Annotated in this window: 14 protein-coding genes, 1 pseudogene and 1 riboswitch; all 15 genes and pseudogenes read right to left on the bottom strand. The window is 59.7% G+C overall.

What is annotated here, in order from left to right:
- Window positions 1-2: 2 nt before the first annotated feature.
- Window positions 3-1826, bottom strand: a complete 1824-nt coding sequence (locus ACX93N_RS06765; protein WP_459427639.1) for an ATP-binding protein — start codon at window positions 1824-1826, stop codon at window positions 3-5.
- Window positions 1819-3030, bottom strand: a complete 1212-nt coding sequence (locus ACX93N_RS06760; RefSeq protein ID WP_459427638.1) for a hypothetical protein — start codon at window positions 3028-3030, stop codon at window positions 1819-1821. Before ACX93N_RS06760 ends, ACX93N_RS06765 begins: the two co-directional genes overlap by 8 nt.
- Entirely contained in the window at window positions 3020-4957 is a 1938-nt protein-coding gene (dpdA, locus tag ACX93N_RS06755) for a tRNA-guanine transglycosylase DpdA (protein ID WP_459427637.1), read from the bottom strand. Before dpdA ends, ACX93N_RS06760 begins: the two co-directional genes overlap by 11 nt.
- A 120-nt stretch (window positions 4958-5077) precedes the next feature.
- Window positions 5078-6280, bottom strand: a complete 1203-nt coding sequence (locus tag ACX93N_RS06750; RefSeq protein WP_459427636.1) for a type II toxin-antitoxin system HicA family toxin — start codon at window positions 6278-6280, stop codon at window positions 5078-5080.
- Window positions 6280-7119 (bottom strand): annotated as a pseudogene (gene folE2 / locus ACX93N_RS06745) (GTP cyclohydrolase FolE2). The gene ACX93N_RS06750 and the pseudogene folE2 overlap by 1 nt, the downstream one beginning before the upstream one ends.
- Before the next feature lie 25 nt (window positions 7120-7144).
- The gene (queE, locus tag ACX93N_RS06740; protein WP_459427635.1) at window positions 7145-7786 is read right to left on the bottom strand and encodes a 7-carboxy-7-deazaguanine synthase; all 642 of its coding nucleotides are present in this window, start codon (window positions 7784-7786) and stop codon (window positions 7145-7147) included.
- A gap of 4 nt (window positions 7787-7790) precedes the next feature.
- Window positions 7791-8885, bottom strand: a complete 1095-nt coding sequence (locus ACX93N_RS06735) for a 6-carboxytetrahydropterin synthase (protein WP_459427634.1) — start codon at window positions 8883-8885, stop codon at window positions 7791-7793.
- Complete coding sequence (gene queC, locus ACX93N_RS06730) at window positions 8882-9586, bottom strand: 7-cyano-7-deazaguanine synthase QueC (protein WP_459427633.1); 705 nt, start codon at window positions 9584-9586, stop codon at window positions 8882-8884. Before queC ends, ACX93N_RS06735 begins: the two co-directional genes overlap by 4 nt.
- Window positions 9583-9858 (bottom strand): helix-turn-helix transcriptional regulator, encoded by a 276-nt coding sequence (locus ACX93N_RS06725; RefSeq protein ID WP_459427632.1) that lies wholly within the window; start codon window positions 9856-9858, stop codon window positions 9583-9585. The genes queC and ACX93N_RS06725 overlap by 4 nt, the downstream gene beginning before the upstream one ends.
- 101 nt (window positions 9859-9959) lie before the next feature.
- The gene (locus tag ACX93N_RS06720; RefSeq protein WP_459427631.1) at window positions 9960-10625 is read right to left on the bottom strand and encodes a hypothetical protein; all 666 of its coding nucleotides are present in this window, start codon (window positions 10623-10625) and stop codon (window positions 9960-9962) included.
- A gap of 71 nt (window positions 10626-10696) precedes the next feature.
- Complete coding sequence (locus ACX93N_RS06715; RefSeq protein ID WP_459427630.1) at window positions 10697-11389, bottom strand: hypothetical protein; 693 nt, start codon at window positions 11387-11389, stop codon at window positions 10697-10699.
- Between the two features lie 84 nt (window positions 11390-11473).
- Window positions 11474-12454 carry a methionine adenosyltransferase domain-containing protein gene (locus tag ACX93N_RS06710; protein ID WP_459427629.1) on the bottom strand — a complete coding sequence of 327 codons (981 nt, stop codon included), beginning with the start codon at window positions 12452-12454 and terminating at the stop codon, window positions 11474-11476.
- Window positions 12451-13764 carry a hypothetical protein gene (locus tag ACX93N_RS06705; RefSeq protein WP_459427628.1) on the bottom strand — a complete coding sequence of 438 codons (1314 nt, stop codon included), beginning with the start codon at window positions 13762-13764 and terminating at the stop codon, window positions 12451-12453. The genes ACX93N_RS06710 and ACX93N_RS06705 overlap by 4 nt, the downstream gene beginning before the upstream one ends.
- Window positions 13761-14219, bottom strand: coding sequence for a hypothetical protein (locus ACX93N_RS06700; protein WP_459427627.1), 459 nt, complete (start codon window positions 14217-14219; stop codon window positions 13761-13763). Before ACX93N_RS06700 ends, ACX93N_RS06705 begins: the two co-directional genes overlap by 4 nt.
- On the bottom strand, window positions 14216-15622 hold the full coding sequence (locus ACX93N_RS06695; RefSeq protein WP_459427626.1) for an AAA family ATPase: 1407 nt from the start codon (window positions 15620-15622) through the stop codon (window positions 14216-14218). The genes ACX93N_RS06700 and ACX93N_RS06695 overlap by 4 nt, the downstream gene beginning before the upstream one ends.
- Before the next feature lie 2 nt (window positions 15623-15624).
- Window positions 15625-15718, bottom strand: a riboswitch (SAM-I-IV-variant riboswitch).
- Window positions 15719-15731: the final 13 nt, after the last annotated feature.

The following is a 15731-nucleotide window of genomic DNA, read 5'->3' as shown; positions in this document are numbered from 1 at the left end:
CCCTAAGCTTCCGTTATGTCGTAGGAAGGTACTTGTACCGGCAATGGGACGTCGTTGAAGGTGGTCGTCAACACAATTTGCCCCTTCCCGAGCAAAAGCAACTCCCTCTCGAAACTTGACAGATCTCCACTGGCATTTCGTATAGCTGCCCGCCGCTCGTCTTCATTCCCCAGCCCCATGGTAAACTCCGTACTGAGCTGGGTTAGAACACCGGGATCAATCGCGGTTACTTGCTGACTAATCACCGACAGGCCGATGCCAAACTTGCGTCCCTGGCGTGAAATATCACGAAACACTGAGCCGAACTTCAGCCGAGCTGGGTTTAAAATGCTCGGAGCTTCTTCGATGACCAAGTTCACATGAGGCAGCTCATCTATGCTCCGCGGCTTCCTGTTCGCCACATAAGGCAAACGACCATCGCTCAGTCGTTTTACCAACTCATCAGCTAGGCTTTTCTGTCCCAGGCTGCCTGGCGGGTCGGCATCGTGCGCCAACGCAAGCTGGATAGAGCGTGGTAAACCCGCCGCATCGGGCGCACTGCGTAAAGATTTGCGTACGGCAAATAGAGTTCGCGCAACCACAGTAGTGAACAAGAATTGCTCGAGCTCGCTGAGGAGTGTGGTGTCCACAATGATCACCCGCCCCTGCTCCAAGGCACAAAGTAGATCGGGTAACTGGCTCTCGTAGTCGAAAACCCCTGGGAGAAATCGCCCCACCAAACGGGTGCGGCTCTTTTCCAAAAAGCCCAATCGCCGCTGAACGGCGGCTACAGTCCCGGGGAGATATTCTGCCTCGCCTTCAGTGGCCGGCACCTCCCCACGAAGCAATGACGAGATCCACTCTTCGCCCAGACGGGCATAGATGGTCTGACAAAAGGCTGCTTGCTGCTCGCTGAAGTCCATAATACTGATTAGGTCTTCGGGAGCGATATCGGCCCGGCTAAAACGGACTTGGAGCTCACATGGTGCATTGACCTCACGAGCAGCCAGATAGTAAAAGGGATCAACCAGATCTATGCGCTCCTCGTCATCAAGGCTGTTGACCAAGCCTCTCACACCATCTGCGCCACCGATGCTCGAATGCCAGGTTCGGAACTCGTCATGTGGGTCTATGGCCAAAATTGAGGCGGCGCGACTCTTACGACATCCAGCATGTCGCAGACGGTTGTGCTCGAAAACCGCCTTTATCAGCACCATCATGAGGTTTGACTTTCCTGAGCCCGTGCGACCGAAGATGCCCAGATGGTGGCTCAGCGCTGCTACCGGCAAAGTCACAGGAACATTATCAATGCACTGCTCTCCAGCCAGCAGGGTGCCCAACACTAGGTCTTGATTGACATCCCCTAGCTGAGCTTGCAGCAACGCTTGCATGACGATGGAGATCTGGGGGTTAGCTGGATCTACCCGATACACGTCAGCCAGGTGATCTGGGAGTCGTCGGGGGCGAAGGAACTCCCAACCTCCTGCACACCGCACCTCTGCGTAGCCAAGCAGAAGCCCAGATAGCTCGAGGAGCGTTTCTTCGGCAAGGTCCTCAGAGAAATACGCATCTGGGAGCGTCAGCTTGCTTCGAGCAACGTCACTCATCTCTAAGGTTCGGTTCATAACGTTTGCGTACTGAGTAGTACGAAAAACGTATACACGCTCCGACCCCCGATGACTCGGTATTAGAAAGAGATCGCCGACTGCCACATCGTTGTTTCTCGCGATAACGCGTAGCTGCGTAGTTGAGCTTTCGGCAAGCACCCCGAATCGCTCTGCAGAGCCGCCCAGCGACGAAATGATGTCTTGCAAGCTATTCAACGATGTACATTCCTCTTCATCCATGCCCGGTCTTCTGGCCTGCGCTAGTGAACGCGCTGCGCTTCATGCCTGCGGCGACGGCAGCATCGATGATCTGCTTCCTAAGAATTACGCGATCCTGGCTCGTCCAATGGGCGTCATCATGCGCCGCCTTGATCGGGTACGGGTACCCGTGACACCTCATGTCTCGACTCGCGTAGTCGAGCTGCTTGAAGAATTTGATCTCGTTTTCTCTCGTGTGGGAGTCAGATTCATCTTGTATGACATTGCCCCAATAAACCCGATCAAGATCGACGCGAAAAACGGGCATAGCGACATGCGTTCGCCAGAGATAGGTTACTGCACCAGCAGGAGGGAGATTTCGCTGCCCAGCGATATCTAGACACCAGTCTGTCGAATCCAGCGGGAGTCGAATAAACCAATGCGAAGGGTTAGTTTTCCCCAGAACCTCAGCCGCTATGCCTTCAATTGATTCAATACCAGGCAGCCCATGCGACTTGCTCAGCCATACAGGCACCATCCCTTGATCCCGCGCCTTTACGCAGCACCAACGTTTTAGGTGCTCATAAAACAGACTTAGCCGGTCACGGCTTACCATTGGAAGTGAGAGAGTGCCGTCCATAAGTGCTATATCGGAGTAACGTCCCTCTTTGATGACTCGAGCTAAAGCGGACAACTCGCCTACTGACCGGAATTGGATACCGATGTTCCCCGAATCATGGGCGTGCGGACGTATGAGATTAGCTAATGTCTGTGCCGTCGAATATCGTTTTCCTAACACGGCAAACTTGATCTCTGCGTAGTCAGACTCCTCGATAATCGTCTCAAGAGCCATCCCGACCATTGCCTCCAACGCCATATCAAATCGTTCATGACGAAGGGACTCGGGCGCTTCTGGAATCCATGCTGTGTTGAAAACCGGAGGCATTGGCGGCGCGACTTGCCTGAGTCCTTGTTGTCCGCCGGCTTCGTACTGGACGCATTGCGCTTTTGTGGCGTATACAAACGAATCTGCGTAGCCCAACACTGGGTAATCTCCAGTGCCATCCACGCCGCAATAGAGCGTGCCTACAAGGTCAAGGGCAGGCTCATATCCCATGATTCGCTCGCTAATGGAACGCCGCTCCGCGTCGGAGACCCGCGGCGAGTTCTCCCATCTCGCCATATCCATCGCCATAGCGGCAATTTGCTCGCGCGCTGCGCGCCTGACCGCGAAATCAATCGGCATTGATTTCGTCCTCCGAGTCAAAAAGACTCGCCTGTCGGAGGTTCATCTCATCAAGAATGTCACTCCTTCCGTGCTGCACTGCCTTCTGAAAAGATCTGTAGAAATCATAGGTATTATGGAATCCACGACGACGGTTCCTATTGTTACCGCGAAAGATAATGACCTCCACCCCAGCATTTTGACAGATAGCGCAACCACACTTTTTCCAGGGCTGCTCTTTTAGTACACGACGATATAGAGGCTCCATATCGGCCCGTTCGCTCGTCACAAACCGATCGTAATTCAGCAGCGCCGCAAGGCATTTGTCCAGCGAGACAGTGCCAGCATCAAAGCCTCGAATCGCTGTAAGAGCCTCATGCTCCAGCTCTAGAATTTGTCGTCCGCTAAGTCCACTCTTCTCCATATGTTTCGCACGGAAGCTCTTGCCTGCCTCTGGTATCCTTATTGCTGCATAGGCCTCGCCGTCCAAGAGATAGGACTGAGCTGTTCGCATCCATGCTTGCCTAAGTGCACCCGCACTGTCTACCGAGTTAACTCCCAGCTCCCGGAAATCTGGTACCGCGCTTGCTCGGGCGACTCCAAATACATGAATTTGTACCTTTTCTGGAACTCGCTGACGTACTGCGTAAACAATCTCGTTGATTTCCCTCGTTGTCGACCTGACCAGCCCACCCAGTCCCAAGTATTCGTAACCCATCTTAGCCATCTGCGCGGCCGCCTCAGCATAGGTTTTTGGACTCCAACCTTGCACCGCACCGATAGGCGTCCAATGAAGGTTCTGCGAGCGATGCTCACGAATAAAGTCCGCAGCATTTTCGATGGTTAACTGATAGCGGTGTCCCCATTCGTCTCGGTTGCCCGATACACAGAGATGGTCTATTGACACTCCGTAATCAAAATTCAAGCGACTGTAGTAGTCGACGATCTCGGGAGTTGTGTAGGGTGGGTTCTTGTCCTGGATGTAACCGAAGGCGCCACAATCTCCCATTACAGGAAAATCACGTGGGACCCGTAAAAAACGATGCACGCCGAGCGTGTTTATACGCTCCTTCTTCTTTTTCGACTTCTCAGCGACAACCTTAGAAATTAGGATTCCATCGTAGTTTGGTGTTGGGTACATCTGGTGGGCGTATACTTGGTTGGACCAATCACCAGTGCCCCCTGAATGCGTATCGGTATCAAAATCAAAATCCGGATCAACCAGATCGTCCCACTCTGGTATGAAATAACGCAGCTTGGATCTGTGTGGCTTTTCAAGCCAACACTTTGAAAGCTTGATCACCTTATCGACAAGGGGGTTGGGTTGCGCCTTCGGGCTGGAGGCAGAAGTGGTGCCATTATCATCGCAAAGGTGAAAAACATCTGCTCCTGGATCGGCAACCTGCTGCGCCAAGTCAGGGTTGTTTGCGATACTCTCAAGCAGCCGCGCCGCGATCTCACCCTTAAGTCCAACCAGACCACACCGATACCGCTTGGCCTCCGCATTCGAGAGCACCAGGGCCCTCGCGCCTCGAATCCGCGGCATGCGCGCCGCAGACGCCTTACCGGTCAGAAAGAGTGTGGGGCCGCCAAGGTGAATCTGATCGTCTAGGCTGCACGCCTGCAGGTAGTCATTGCCCAAAAGCACAACGCCCAGGTCATAGGGCTGTGCGACCAAGTCTCGAAATTGCCGCGGAACCTGCAATTGGTTTGCCCAGCTTTGCAACTCGGGTTTCTTCATCCCCGCAAACGTGGTCTCGTAAGGTGCGAGTTTTTGCGAGGCCGGGACTAGTCCATAGCCTGCAGAAAGAATCCAGAAATCCACTTCGATTTTCTTGTGACCCTGAAGCGCTCCAATGCCCCGCATCAGTCGCTGGTGCTGCAGCCCGCTGTAGAGCTCTCCGGCCGGCCTCAGGGAGCTAGCCAGCGACTTTTCACGTCGCTTCACGTGACTTTTGCCTAGGGCAAAGTCCTCTTTCGTCAGCGCTTTCTCGTGGGTGACTGACTTCTCTCCAGTGCAGGATGAAACAACCAGAATTCTCACAAATGGACCTCTATAAGAGACAACTCAAGCAGCCCGTAGGAGTCGATCGATGTCGTCAATGGTGTAGTCGCCCAGATTTTTGAGGGCGTTACTGAGCACCCCGGGTGAAAGGTCTTTTCTGTTGCCGGGCAGAATCATCGTTGGCGAACCGGGTTTCTTGAGCTTTACATGAGAGCCTTTCCCGCCCGGCACAACCGAATAACCCCGAGCCCGATAAATCTTGACCATGTCATCGGCGCTGCACGTTTTGGGAAGCACCTTCGCCGGCAGAATCGGCCGCCCGCCTTTGGGAACAACTGTGTAGATGTCCGAGCGTAGGCTGTAGTAGCTCTGCAGCAAACGCTTCGCCGCATCCCAGTCAGCTTTAGGTTGAGCGGGTTTCAGCCTCGCTTCCTTCACTTGCCCCTGTAGCTGATTCTCGCCAGCCGAGAAGGCACCCTCCGCCAAGTAGCAGTCGGCGCGCCTGTAGCCAGGAGGTTCGGATGGATAAGTGGTCTTGAGCAGGCTCTTGATGGCTCGGCGAACCGTCGGGCCCATGATCGAGCTGTAGGGCTGCGTTGAAAGCCGGCGATAGGCATCAGCGTTGGCAAGTGCTTCTTCAAGACAGTCGTCGGTCAGGTAATGAGGGCGATAGACTTTACGCTTGTAAGGCAGATAGGCAGAAGCCCCCTGGACCACGTGGAGTCGCAAACCAAGGCACTCAACCTTATGGTGGAAGTGTTCGTGCAGAAAAAAGGCCGCAAACGCCGCTCGAAGGCAGGCTTTCGTGAGCATCTGCCGTGAGCGATAGTCAAGAGCAGCTAGCGGAACACCGGTGTGGGGCGCGATCCTGGCGGCCAGGCTGATCAGGCAGTCTTCGCGGACAAAAATTCCCCAGTCGTGCGCGAAAAAGTGAATCGGCTGATACCAGGCACACACATCCCAAATGGCACCTTCGCTATCTTCGACATCCGCCGGGAACTCACGTCTCTCACTCGGTGCAATACTCGACGTACCGCTGCGGCCCTCCAACACTTCACCAACAATAACCTCAGGGATTTCGTCCCGCCACGGGTCGTCAAGCAGTTCCCAGTCTCGGTTACCTTTTCCTAAGCTCGCCGTGGGAAAAACGGCAGGCCAGTCAACGGCAACGGGATCCTGCTCATCTGTGTAAGTGTGCGCATCCTCGTCAAATTCCAGCGCATCATCTCGCTCGAGCATATCGATGATCGGCTGAATGTTCTCCATCAACGTGCCTCACTCACCTCAGCAAAGGCGTTATGGTTATGAATGCTCTCGTAGTTTTCGGCGCGGACCCGGAACCAGGTAATGCGTTCATCCCGGCGGAGCTTCACGGCAACATTCCTTACCATATCCTCGACGAAAACAGGATTGTCATAGGCCTGCATCGTGACGAAGCGCTCATCATCCCGTTTGATCAGTGGATAAACGGGCGACGAGGCAGAGGCCTCGGCCACTTCAATCAGGTCTTCGATCTAAACGATTTCCTCTGAGCGACACTGAATCGCAATCACCCCGCGCTGGTTGTGTGCCCCATAGTCGCTGATGGCTTTGCTGCAAGGACAGAGGCTCGTGACCGGCACCTGTACACACAAGACAAAATCAAACTCATCCTGCGACAAACGCCCCACGAACTCGCAGTGATAGTCCATGAGCGCGGTCGCTCTGCTCGCCGGCGCGGAGCGCTCGAGGAAATAGTCAAACTGCACATCGATCTGCGCCGAATCGGCATCCAGCGTTGATCGCAGGTCATCCAGCACTGCGTGGAGCGTTCGGACTGTAAGCTCCCCGCGGTGCCGCTCAATCACTTCGACGAACCGGCTCATGTGTGTGCCCTTCGCCTCGTGGGGCAGCCCAACGGAGAGATTCAGCGTCGCGACGGTATTCTGCACCTCGCTGCGCTTGTCGAGCACCGTAATGGGATAGCGCAGCCCCGATACCCCCACCCGTTCTATGGGCACCTGCCGATCGTCCTGGTGGCTCTGCACGTCGTCGAGCGGGTTTTCTGAACGGTAGGCTGTCGCGCCGCCCTGCCCCTCAACCTCCAGGGTTACCGAATCATCCATCGACGCTCCTCCGTTCTTCTCAACGTCAGGGAATCCCCAGTACCTTGTGCGCCTGCACACTGACCCGCCACTGGGGATGCGCCCGGCAGTAATCGAGCACAGCCTGCGTATTCTGCGCAACCGACGGGCCATCCATGGGCTGCAGAAAGAAATGCTCGAATTGGAGACCGGCAAACGCCTCCGGTTGCGCCAGCATCTGCGGATAGACCAGCTTCATTTCGTTGCCGCGTGTTAGAACCACTTGCGCATTCGCTTTCGGGCTGACCGTCAGCCAATCGACGCCCTGCGGAGCGGCCTGCGTGCCATTAGTTTCGACAGCAATGTAGAACCCGCGTGCGTGCAGCGAATCCACCAGGTCATCATCCAGCTGCAGTAGGGGCTCACCCCCCGTACAGACGACAAAACGACCGTCTTTGCCTCCATTCCCCGCCAGCCAGACCGACTCAATGCGATCCGCGAGTGCATCAGCGGTGCGGAACTTCCCACCACCCACGCCATCGGTGCCCACGAACTCCGTATCGCAGAAGTTGCACACGGCCGACGCCCGATCGCGTTCGAGGCCAGACCAGAGGTTGCAGCCGGCAAAGCGGCAGAAGACGGCCACACGACCGGCATGAAAGCCTTCGCCCTGGATGGTGTAGAAGATCTCCTTGATCGAGTAGGTCATAACGTCACGTCGGCAATGCGGGGGGCTGCTCCCCCCAGCTCAACAGCGCACCGCAGCCCGGTGTCTCGAAGAGGTCGATGCGGTCCAGCGCTGGCAGTTCAGGCGCGATGTTCCCCTTGATCCAGCGCAGCAGGCTGGCCACGTCACTGTGTTCAAGCCCTGGCAGCTCATTCAGGCAATAGTGATCGAGGCGGTTGTAGGTGGGCTTGAAGATCGCCTTCACATCACCGTAATCCACCGTCCAGCCCAGCACGTCGTCGAGGGGCGCCGTCAAGTGCAAGCGGCTGAGGTAGCTGTGCCCGTGCAGCTGTCGCGCGGCGTGGCCGTCGGGCGCGCGCGCCAGGGATACCGCGCTCTCAAAGCGGAACTCCTTCCAGATACGGTAATGCTGCCCGTCATAGTGACAGCCGGCGGTGACCGTCTCATACACCGTAATCCAGGAGAGCTCCGGAAGCACCGGCTTGATGCGTTGCCATAGCCATGCGGCCAACATCTCGCTGGTGGGGTTCTCCAGGCCTGGGATGTCGTTCAGGCAGCGCATGTGCAGCTGCTGGTGATAGGGCATCCAGATTTCGCCGAGCCGGTCGAAATCGACGCCCATGTCGTCGCCATTCAGTGCCTGGTTCGCGTGCAAGATCACCTCAAAGCCGTGCCCATGCATGCGGCCGCACTGGTGTCCTTCCGGCACGTTGGGGAGTTGGTGGGCGGCCTCAAAACGGAAGCGCCGCCAGACGTGAGCTTGATTGTCGTGATCGAGGTCTGCGCCCTGGTCCTTGGTGCTCTGCACGCCGACAAACTCGATGCCGGGCAGATCCAAGCGCTCCCGGATCCAGCGGGCTAGATTCTCATCGGTGGGTGTCGCCAGGTGGTCATTGAGCAGCTGGTAATCCAGTGGCGCCACGCTCGACAGAATAGCATCGCTTAAAGTAGCTGCTTCGTCACCGGGGAAAGGAGCCCAGCCGTCAGGGACTTCAGCGCGAACGCGCGCTACAAAACTGTGGCCGTGTAGGTTCCTCGCGCGATGGCCCTGCGGCAGGATCGAGACGGCGCGGGCCGCCTCGAACGGCGCAGCGGCACTGTAAAGCAAGCGCTCAGTCATGCGACGACCGACGCCCGCTCGATCAAGGGATCCGCAAAGCCCGCCTCCGCAAACCCTTTGGCCCGCAACAGGCAGGAATCGCAGGCCCCGCAGGGCCGTCCATCGGGTCCAGGATCGTAGCAGCTACTGGTGAGTCCGTAGTCCACACCCAGGGACAGGCCTTTCTCGATGATCTGCGCCTTGGTGAGATTGATAAGCGGTGTGTGGATCTTGAGCTTCTGCGTGCCCTCGACCCCCGCTTTCGTGGCCAGGTTGGCCATTCTTTCGTAGGCATCGATGTATTCCGGGCGACAATCGGGGTAACCGGAATAATCGAGCGCATTCACGCCGATAAACACATCGCTGGCCTGCAGCACCTCGGCCCAGGCGAGTGCGAAGGAGAGGAACACGGTGTTTCTGGCAGGCACGTAGGTAATCGGGATGCCCTCGGACATTTCCTCCGAGCCCCGATCCTTCGGTACGTCGATATCTGCCGTGAGCGCGGAGCCACCGAAAACCCGCAGGTCGATGTCCGCAACCACGTGTTGCTTAACGTCCGCAGATGCCGCAACGCGCGCTGCGGCCTCCAACTCGTGGGAGTGTCGCTGCCCGTAACGGAACGACAATGCGTGGCAGTCATACCCCTCTGCCTGCGCAATGGCGAGTGCCGTGGTGGAGTCGAGGCCACCGCTCAAAAGGACTACAGCAGGTTTGTGGGTCACGGTTTTCCTCCGGCGCCATTGTTGGCGCGAGCGAACAGGCTCAACTGGGGCATCGCGCCAGCAGGCGATGCGATGGGCTCCAGCTGGTTTGCATAGGCCCTGATTTCTTCGACTTCCTCTGGGCTGAAGACCACCATCCGGTTCCGCAACCGGTGCCCCGCCGGGACCTTGCCTTCCTGGCGCCAGCGCCAGAGGGTCTGGCGGGTGATACCGATCTCACCCAGCACATCGCTGAGAGATAAGTATTTGATATTTTGAAGCTTTATCGCCAAATCCTGTGGCCCTGAGTCATGTAACATAGTGTTGCATTTCGTCACTCTACACCAGTGCCGAGCGATCGTGCACGCAAAAGTTCTGTGGGTGCACGGGGTCCTCAAACGACGGGGTAGCACGCATCCCCCCACAGCGTCGCGGGGTGGTCCATCATGATCTCGATGATGGCGGGAACGAGTTGGCCGAGCAGGCGAGTGCAATCCCTGAGTTGGTCGCGATTGACGCTACTGTTCCAGGTGGCGCCGCCATGGACGAGTTGGTTCCGGAGCGTGTAAAGGCGTGACAACACCACACTGAGAAGCGCCGCGGTGTCGCCTTTCCCAAGCGCTTTGCGAGCGAATCCGTTTGAGACCTCGAAGGCCTGCTTCCAATCGTCAGCCGAAGTCAGACTCGAGTGCGCGTCCCAGAACGGCTGAAAAATGTAGTGGTTGCCAAGCAGCACTCGGATAGATCCAGGAAATTCGTTCCACAGAAGGTTGTGCAGCGAACCCCGATCATCGAGCTTGACCAGTTTTTCCACGAATGCCGTCGCTTTGGCCGTCTCGGGCGCCCTATCATCCATTGATAGCATCTGGGCATAGGCGGCATTAAAACTGATCCAGAGAAAAATGAATCGGGCGTCAACGTCGTCGCCGCACTGCTCTGCACGGTTCAACCAGGAAAGCGCCCGATGGACTCGCAGCCCAAGCGATTCGGGATAGCCATCCCGCTCCGAGCGCTGGCGGGCTTTCAGGCGTTCATAGTGCTCCTCAAATTCGGCTGACATAGTCGGTTTCTGCGTCGGGAGGCATTCCAAGTTCCTGGCAATCCCGGTTTGTATCGAGGAGTTTCATCCGATCAGTCCCCCGCTACAGCCGCGAAAATCCGCGGCAGGTATTCCTGACACACAGGCGCGGTCATGATTCCGAATCTGGAGAGGTGCGGTATCTGTACTATTCGACAGCCGTTGTCGAAGACATACAGGCTCGCCGTGTCGCACGCGCGGTTGTTCCAGCCGGTGGGTACTGACGCCTGCTCAACGAGTTGATGGGGAATTGCCGCGATCATACTTTCAAGTTGGGGTTTCCCTACGCAAATGATCTTCGTCGGACAGTGGGTAGCAAAGTACGGACGCCAGATTTGGCTGAGGCAGAAATCAAGCGTCTGGTCTCTGACTCCAGCGGGCAGCTTGCCCCAACTCGGATACCGATAGGGCGAGAACGGGGCTTGTAAAACGGTCAGTGGATCCCATCCCAGAAAGCGGAACAACGCCTGATATTGCTGCTGCAGCTTGCTGCTGCCGACTGGTGCAGCTAGCCAGCGTTCGTGCACAAAGGCGCTCGTGCCTTCTTCCGTGAACATCGAATCATTGTCGAAGTCGGGCCGGTTCCCAGCGGGGTTGATCGACATAATCATGTGATCTGACCACAAGGTCGATTCCGGGGACGACAGAAAGCGGTAACCGAGGCCCGCTAAATCGGCATACCCCAGATCACGGTAGCCACGCTCAATGATGGGTTCGAGATCGCTGAGGCTGTTCCAGGACGCCATGTTTATCTGCCTCGATCGATTATCCAAGAACAGAGCTTAGACCCGGTGTTGCATTCGTAAATGCTGTACGAACATACAAGTCACCTAAGCGAGCACATCTTCAGTCGGCATCTCATCTCGCTTTTCATTGCGGACCGAATTGCCCTCATCCAGTGGCTGCCCCGGCACCCAGCGGTCGAGCACGATTGATTCTTGAGAGCTACCAAAGGAATGCATAGCGAGCGCACGCTTTCGTAGCTGCTTCGCTGCGACCCGGTCTATGTGCTGCCGGTGCTTGCCGAAAAGCGCCCCGCCCCCGATGGGCACACGCGTGCCGTAATGATCCATGGCGAGCTTCCTGCCCGTCTGGCCGTTGTCGTCCACGCTGCCCCCGTCGTGCCAGGGTCCATTCGGGTTCACCAGCAACTTCACATCCTCCCAGGCCGCTGCCCAGCGCCGGTCCCGGTACGCCAGCTTTCGATAGTGGCTGCCCAGCACGGCCTCGAGCCTGGCCGCCAGCTCGTCGATGGCCAGCGCGTGCGGGTGAACCAGGCTCACCAGGATCTCCTCCAGGTCCCACCGGTCGGTGCTCTCGCGCAGGGTCAGGAGGAGCTTGCCGTCGGGGCCGCAGTGCTCGAGCGCGCCCTGCCGGCAGGCTTCCCACAGCGCGTCGTGGAACTGGCGGGCCAGCCAGTGTTCCGGCGGCAGGAAATCGACTTTTTCATCATAACCAGCGTAACCCACGGCGATGCACTGGTCATTGGCGAAGCGGCTCCATTGAGACGGATCGCCCACTTCCACGCAGACGTGGCTGTCTATCTGTAAGGCAGCGTGGTGATCCGGGTGGCCCTTGCGGTAGCCGATGCGCCTGGCGGTCTCGCGCACGAGTTGCTCCGGGGTCTGCGGCAGCGGGCGTCGGGTGCAGAGTCCGCCGGTGAGGAACACCCTCCGCTGCCAGATGGCCATCTCGACCTGGCAGTAGGCGTCATCGTCAATGGCGTGGCAGGCCTCGACGATCGCCTCGGCGGCATAGTCACAGAACTTGTCCGGGTGCCCGGGGAGCACCATCTCGGCGTAACGGATCATTGCGGGAGTCCTCCCAGTTGCGTGTAGGGGATGCCGGCGTCTCGAAGCGCCTGTGCGCTGCCGTTGCGCGTGACGATGGCGTGCAGGCGCGCAGTGGCACAGGCATCCTTCACTTGCGCCGGCTCGAGCGACTCTATGTAGCCATCTGTCAACACGACTGCCGCCGGTGGTCGGTGGCGAGCCAGGTGGCGCAGCACGCAGGCCATGGTGGTGCCGCCGGAGCTGTCTGTCTCCAGCACCCCGTTTCTGATCAGCGCCGGGGAGACCTTGTCTGAAAAGGCCCAGAACGGTCGACGGATGTAGCGGCCAAGGCTGTTCAGCAGCGCAATGAGTTCAGGCATCTCGGCGTTCATGGAGCCGCTCACGTCCAGGTAGACGTGCGCGCGGCCGGTGGGGCGCTGCCGCTCGGAGGGCCAGGCGACGGCGGGCAGCAGCGGGCTCCACAGGGCGCGGCTGAAGGCCCGGCGGTCGCTGGCGTTCAGCACCGGCAGTTGCGCATCATCGGTGCGGACCCAGCTTCGCGCCCCTTCCAGATCGGGTTGCAGGTGCTGCTCGAGGATACGCCTCACCTGCCGGCGCCAGCGTTTCCGGGCCGTGCTCGCGGCAGCCTCACGCAGGCTTCGGGCACGCGGTCCCACACCACGCCGCGGGCCGCGCCAGATACCGTGGCCGTTCATGGCGCGAAGTGCGCGATCCAGCGCTTCGCCCAGCGCAGGCGAAGCTTTGGCAATCCGTGAAGCCTCGCAGCGCTGATGGCCTCCGAGAAGCACACGCTTCGGGCTGCGGGTGCGCGGCTTCAGCTGGCGCGCCAGCGCCCCGATGTCGTCCGCGCAGAGACGGCCCGCATACAGATCGCGCCAGGGCGCCAGCAGGTGGTGGCGCGGCCCTCCTCCGTAGCGCTCCTCGTCGAGCGGTGGGCGCAGCAGCTTCCAGGGCCATGCAACGTCCGCGTAGTAGGCCGCCATCATGGCGCTGTAATCCGGGCCAAGGCTGCGGTGGATGATTGCGTTGATCACCGCGTCGAAGGCGAGATGCTGCGCGATATCACCGGGTGTAAAGCGCTCCGTATGGCGGAGCAACACATGCAGGAACTCGTGGAGCACCACGGCCTTCACCTGGGTCTCGTTGGCGCAGTGGCGCGCAATGAAGGCGAGGTTCACCAGCAGCCGGGGGCGCTCCTCGACGGTGACCGCCAGTGTCGGCACGGTGTCCGTGAACTCGACGCTCACGATGCGCAGCAGGGCGCGCACAGCCAGCGGGTTCTCGTCGATCATTGCACCAAGCAGGGCGCGAAAGGCGCTCTCCTTCATGCGTAGAAGCCCTCCCCGTCGTAGAGGAAGAGGTTGCGCTCGAGGCGACTGTCGAGAAGCAGGAGGGGTCGCGCCGGGTCGTAGAGGTGGTCCGTCGCGAGGGCAAGGATGAGTACGGCGGTGAGCACCTCGGCCTGCTGGCCGGGTTCATCGATGGAAAGCTTCGGCGCATATTTACGCGGGCGAGCCTCGCAGAGAAGCGGCCGCGCGGGGGCCGTAGCCAGCGTGCGCAGCGCCTCCGGATCCTCGATGCCGTGGCGCGCGAACAGGCGGGGCAGCGCTGACACGGGTGCTTCCCCTCCCCAGTCGATGCACACCTGGCACACCTGCGGGCAGTGGATGGCATCGGCATCGCGACCCACCACGATCGCCCGCAGCACCTCGTCCCGGGCGCGACTCATGGGGCCGCCCATGTTCGCCCGCCGCGGCTCAATACGGTCGAGTTCGATCATCACGCCGCCCGCCGCACGCTGCGAACTACGCGGACGCAGGCCTCGAGTTCTTTCTCCAGGCCCTCCGGGTCCGCCACCGGCACCCTGTGCACCACGCACCAGTAAAGGAGCTGCCGCGCCCTCGCCGCCCGTGCGCCGCGCAGCGCGCCGATCACCCGCTGGAACCGGGTGCGGTCGGGATGGGCTGCGAGCCGCGGGCCGCTGCCCGGCTCCCGCCAGCTCACCTTTGTGTGGATCCGCAGCATCGGCCCCGCCAGGCGGGCAAGGTCTGCAACGCCCTCCGCACCGAGGCAGAAAGCCCCTTCGACCGCAGCCGGGTACAGCGCTAGGGCGAAGGCGGCGGCACGCTCGCGGGTCTCGCTGGCGAGCAGCTGTTCCACGGCCAGGGAGCCTGTATCAGGGTCGGGGCAGCTCTCGTGCAGTAGCTTCACTTTCTCCGCCAGCGGGCCCGCCATGAGAAAGCGGTGCAGCCACTGCGCATCTCCCTCGAGGGTAGCGGCCTGCCAGGCGAGCCGGTGGGCCGCAGCGAGGGTCTCCGGCGCTACCCTTTCTCCCCACGCGGGCTGCGGAAGCGACACAGCGGTGATGGCGCTGGCCACCCCCTCGGTAAAGTCACCGTCAATGACCGAGGCCGCACACAGGTTCCGGGTAAGCAGGCGCGCCCGGCGCGGCGATATGCGCACGCCGGCATCGTTGAGCGCAGTCACCCAGGCCGTGGCGTAGTCTAGCTGGCGGGCAGACACATGGGCGATGCGGACGGCAAACGCACTCCGCCAGTCGCTGATAGCGCCAGCCAGGCTGCCCGGGTCTGTCAGGCCCGATGCGCCAGGGTCAGCGATGCTGCGGCGTGCGCTTTCGTCGTAGCTGGCCCAGTCCCCGGCGCTGACGACCAGCGCAAAGCGGTCCGCCAGGGCCGGATCCAAAGGCTCGCTGCCGGCATAGGCCGTGCCTCCATCCTGATCCGGGCCGCAGGGATTCATGGCCGCCCAGCGGTAGCGCAGTTTTTCCAGCAGCAGGCCCTGCACCCGCCGCTCGTGCACCAGCGAGAACAGCCGGTTCTGGTGCTCCGGCTTGCAGCGGCTGATCTCATCGATCAGGACGGACTCGGCGCCCCACACCGTTGCCGGCGTCTGCAGGAAGCGCACTTCCGTGCGGTCGTCATCCGGGTACGGGAAGCCCACGAGGTCGTCGAAGGCGACAAGGCTCGCATTGTAGTGCCGGTGCTCGAGGCCGAGGGCCTCGCTGATGCGGTTCAACAGGTAGGTCTTGCCGGTGCCGCAATCGCCGATGAGCAGCAGCGGGTCCTCGGTGACGAGGGCCGTGAGCAGCGGCAGCTGGAGTGAGCCGAAACCGTAAACGCCGAGCTCGGCGAAGTAGTCGGTGTCGGGAGAATACGGGGATGCCATGGGCGGTCTCCTATTGTTCCAGTGATCTGGCGCATCGTTTGACCACCGTTCCCGGAGCGGGCGGTTGGTGGGGCTGGGCCCCTCTTGATGCTGGTTGCGAGTATCGGAC

It is taken from the genome of Pseudohaliea sp. (assembly GCF_054552115.1).
The sequence above is the reverse complement of the archived record's forward strand: the minus strand, read 5'-3'. Positions and strand labels throughout refer to the sequence as shown.

Coding starts and splice junctions, on each gene's coding strand:
- ACX93N_RS06765 (WP_459427639.1), bottom strand. CDS start 1,826: ATGGATGAAGAGGAATGTACATCGTTGAATAGCTTGCAAGACATCATT.
- ACX93N_RS06760 (WP_459427638.1), bottom strand. CDS start 3,030: ATGCCGATTGATTTCGCGGTCAGGCGCGCAGCGCGCGAGCAAATTGCC.
- ACX93N_RS06750 (WP_459427636.1), bottom strand. CDS start 6,280: ATGGAGAACATTCAGCCGATCATCGATATGCTCGAGCGAGATGATGCG.
- queE (WP_459427635.1), bottom strand. CDS start 7,786: ATGACCTACTCGATCAAGGAGATCTTCTACACCATCCAGGGCGAAGGC.
- ACX93N_RS06735 (WP_459427634.1), bottom strand. CDS start 8,885: ATGACTGAGCGCTTGCTTTACAGTGCCGCTGCGCCGTTCGAGGCGGCC.
- ACX93N_RS06720 (WP_459427631.1), bottom strand. CDS start 10,625: ATGTCAGCCGAATTTGAGGAGCACTATGAACGCCTGAAAGCCCGCCAG.
- ACX93N_RS06715 (WP_459427630.1), bottom strand. CDS start 11,389: ATGGCGTCCTGGAACAGCCTCAGCGATCTCGAACCCATCATTGAGCGT.
- ACX93N_RS06710 (WP_459427629.1), bottom strand. CDS start 12,454: ATGATCCGTTACGCCGAGATGGTGCTCCCCGGGCACCCGGACAAGTTC.
- ACX93N_RS06705 (WP_459427628.1), bottom strand. CDS start 13,764: ATGAAGGAGAGCGCCTTTCGCGCCCTGCTTGGTGCAATGATCGACGAG.
- ACX93N_RS06695 (WP_459427626.1), bottom strand. CDS start 15,622: ATGGCATCCCCGTATTCTCCCGACACCGACTACTTCGCCGAGCTCGGC.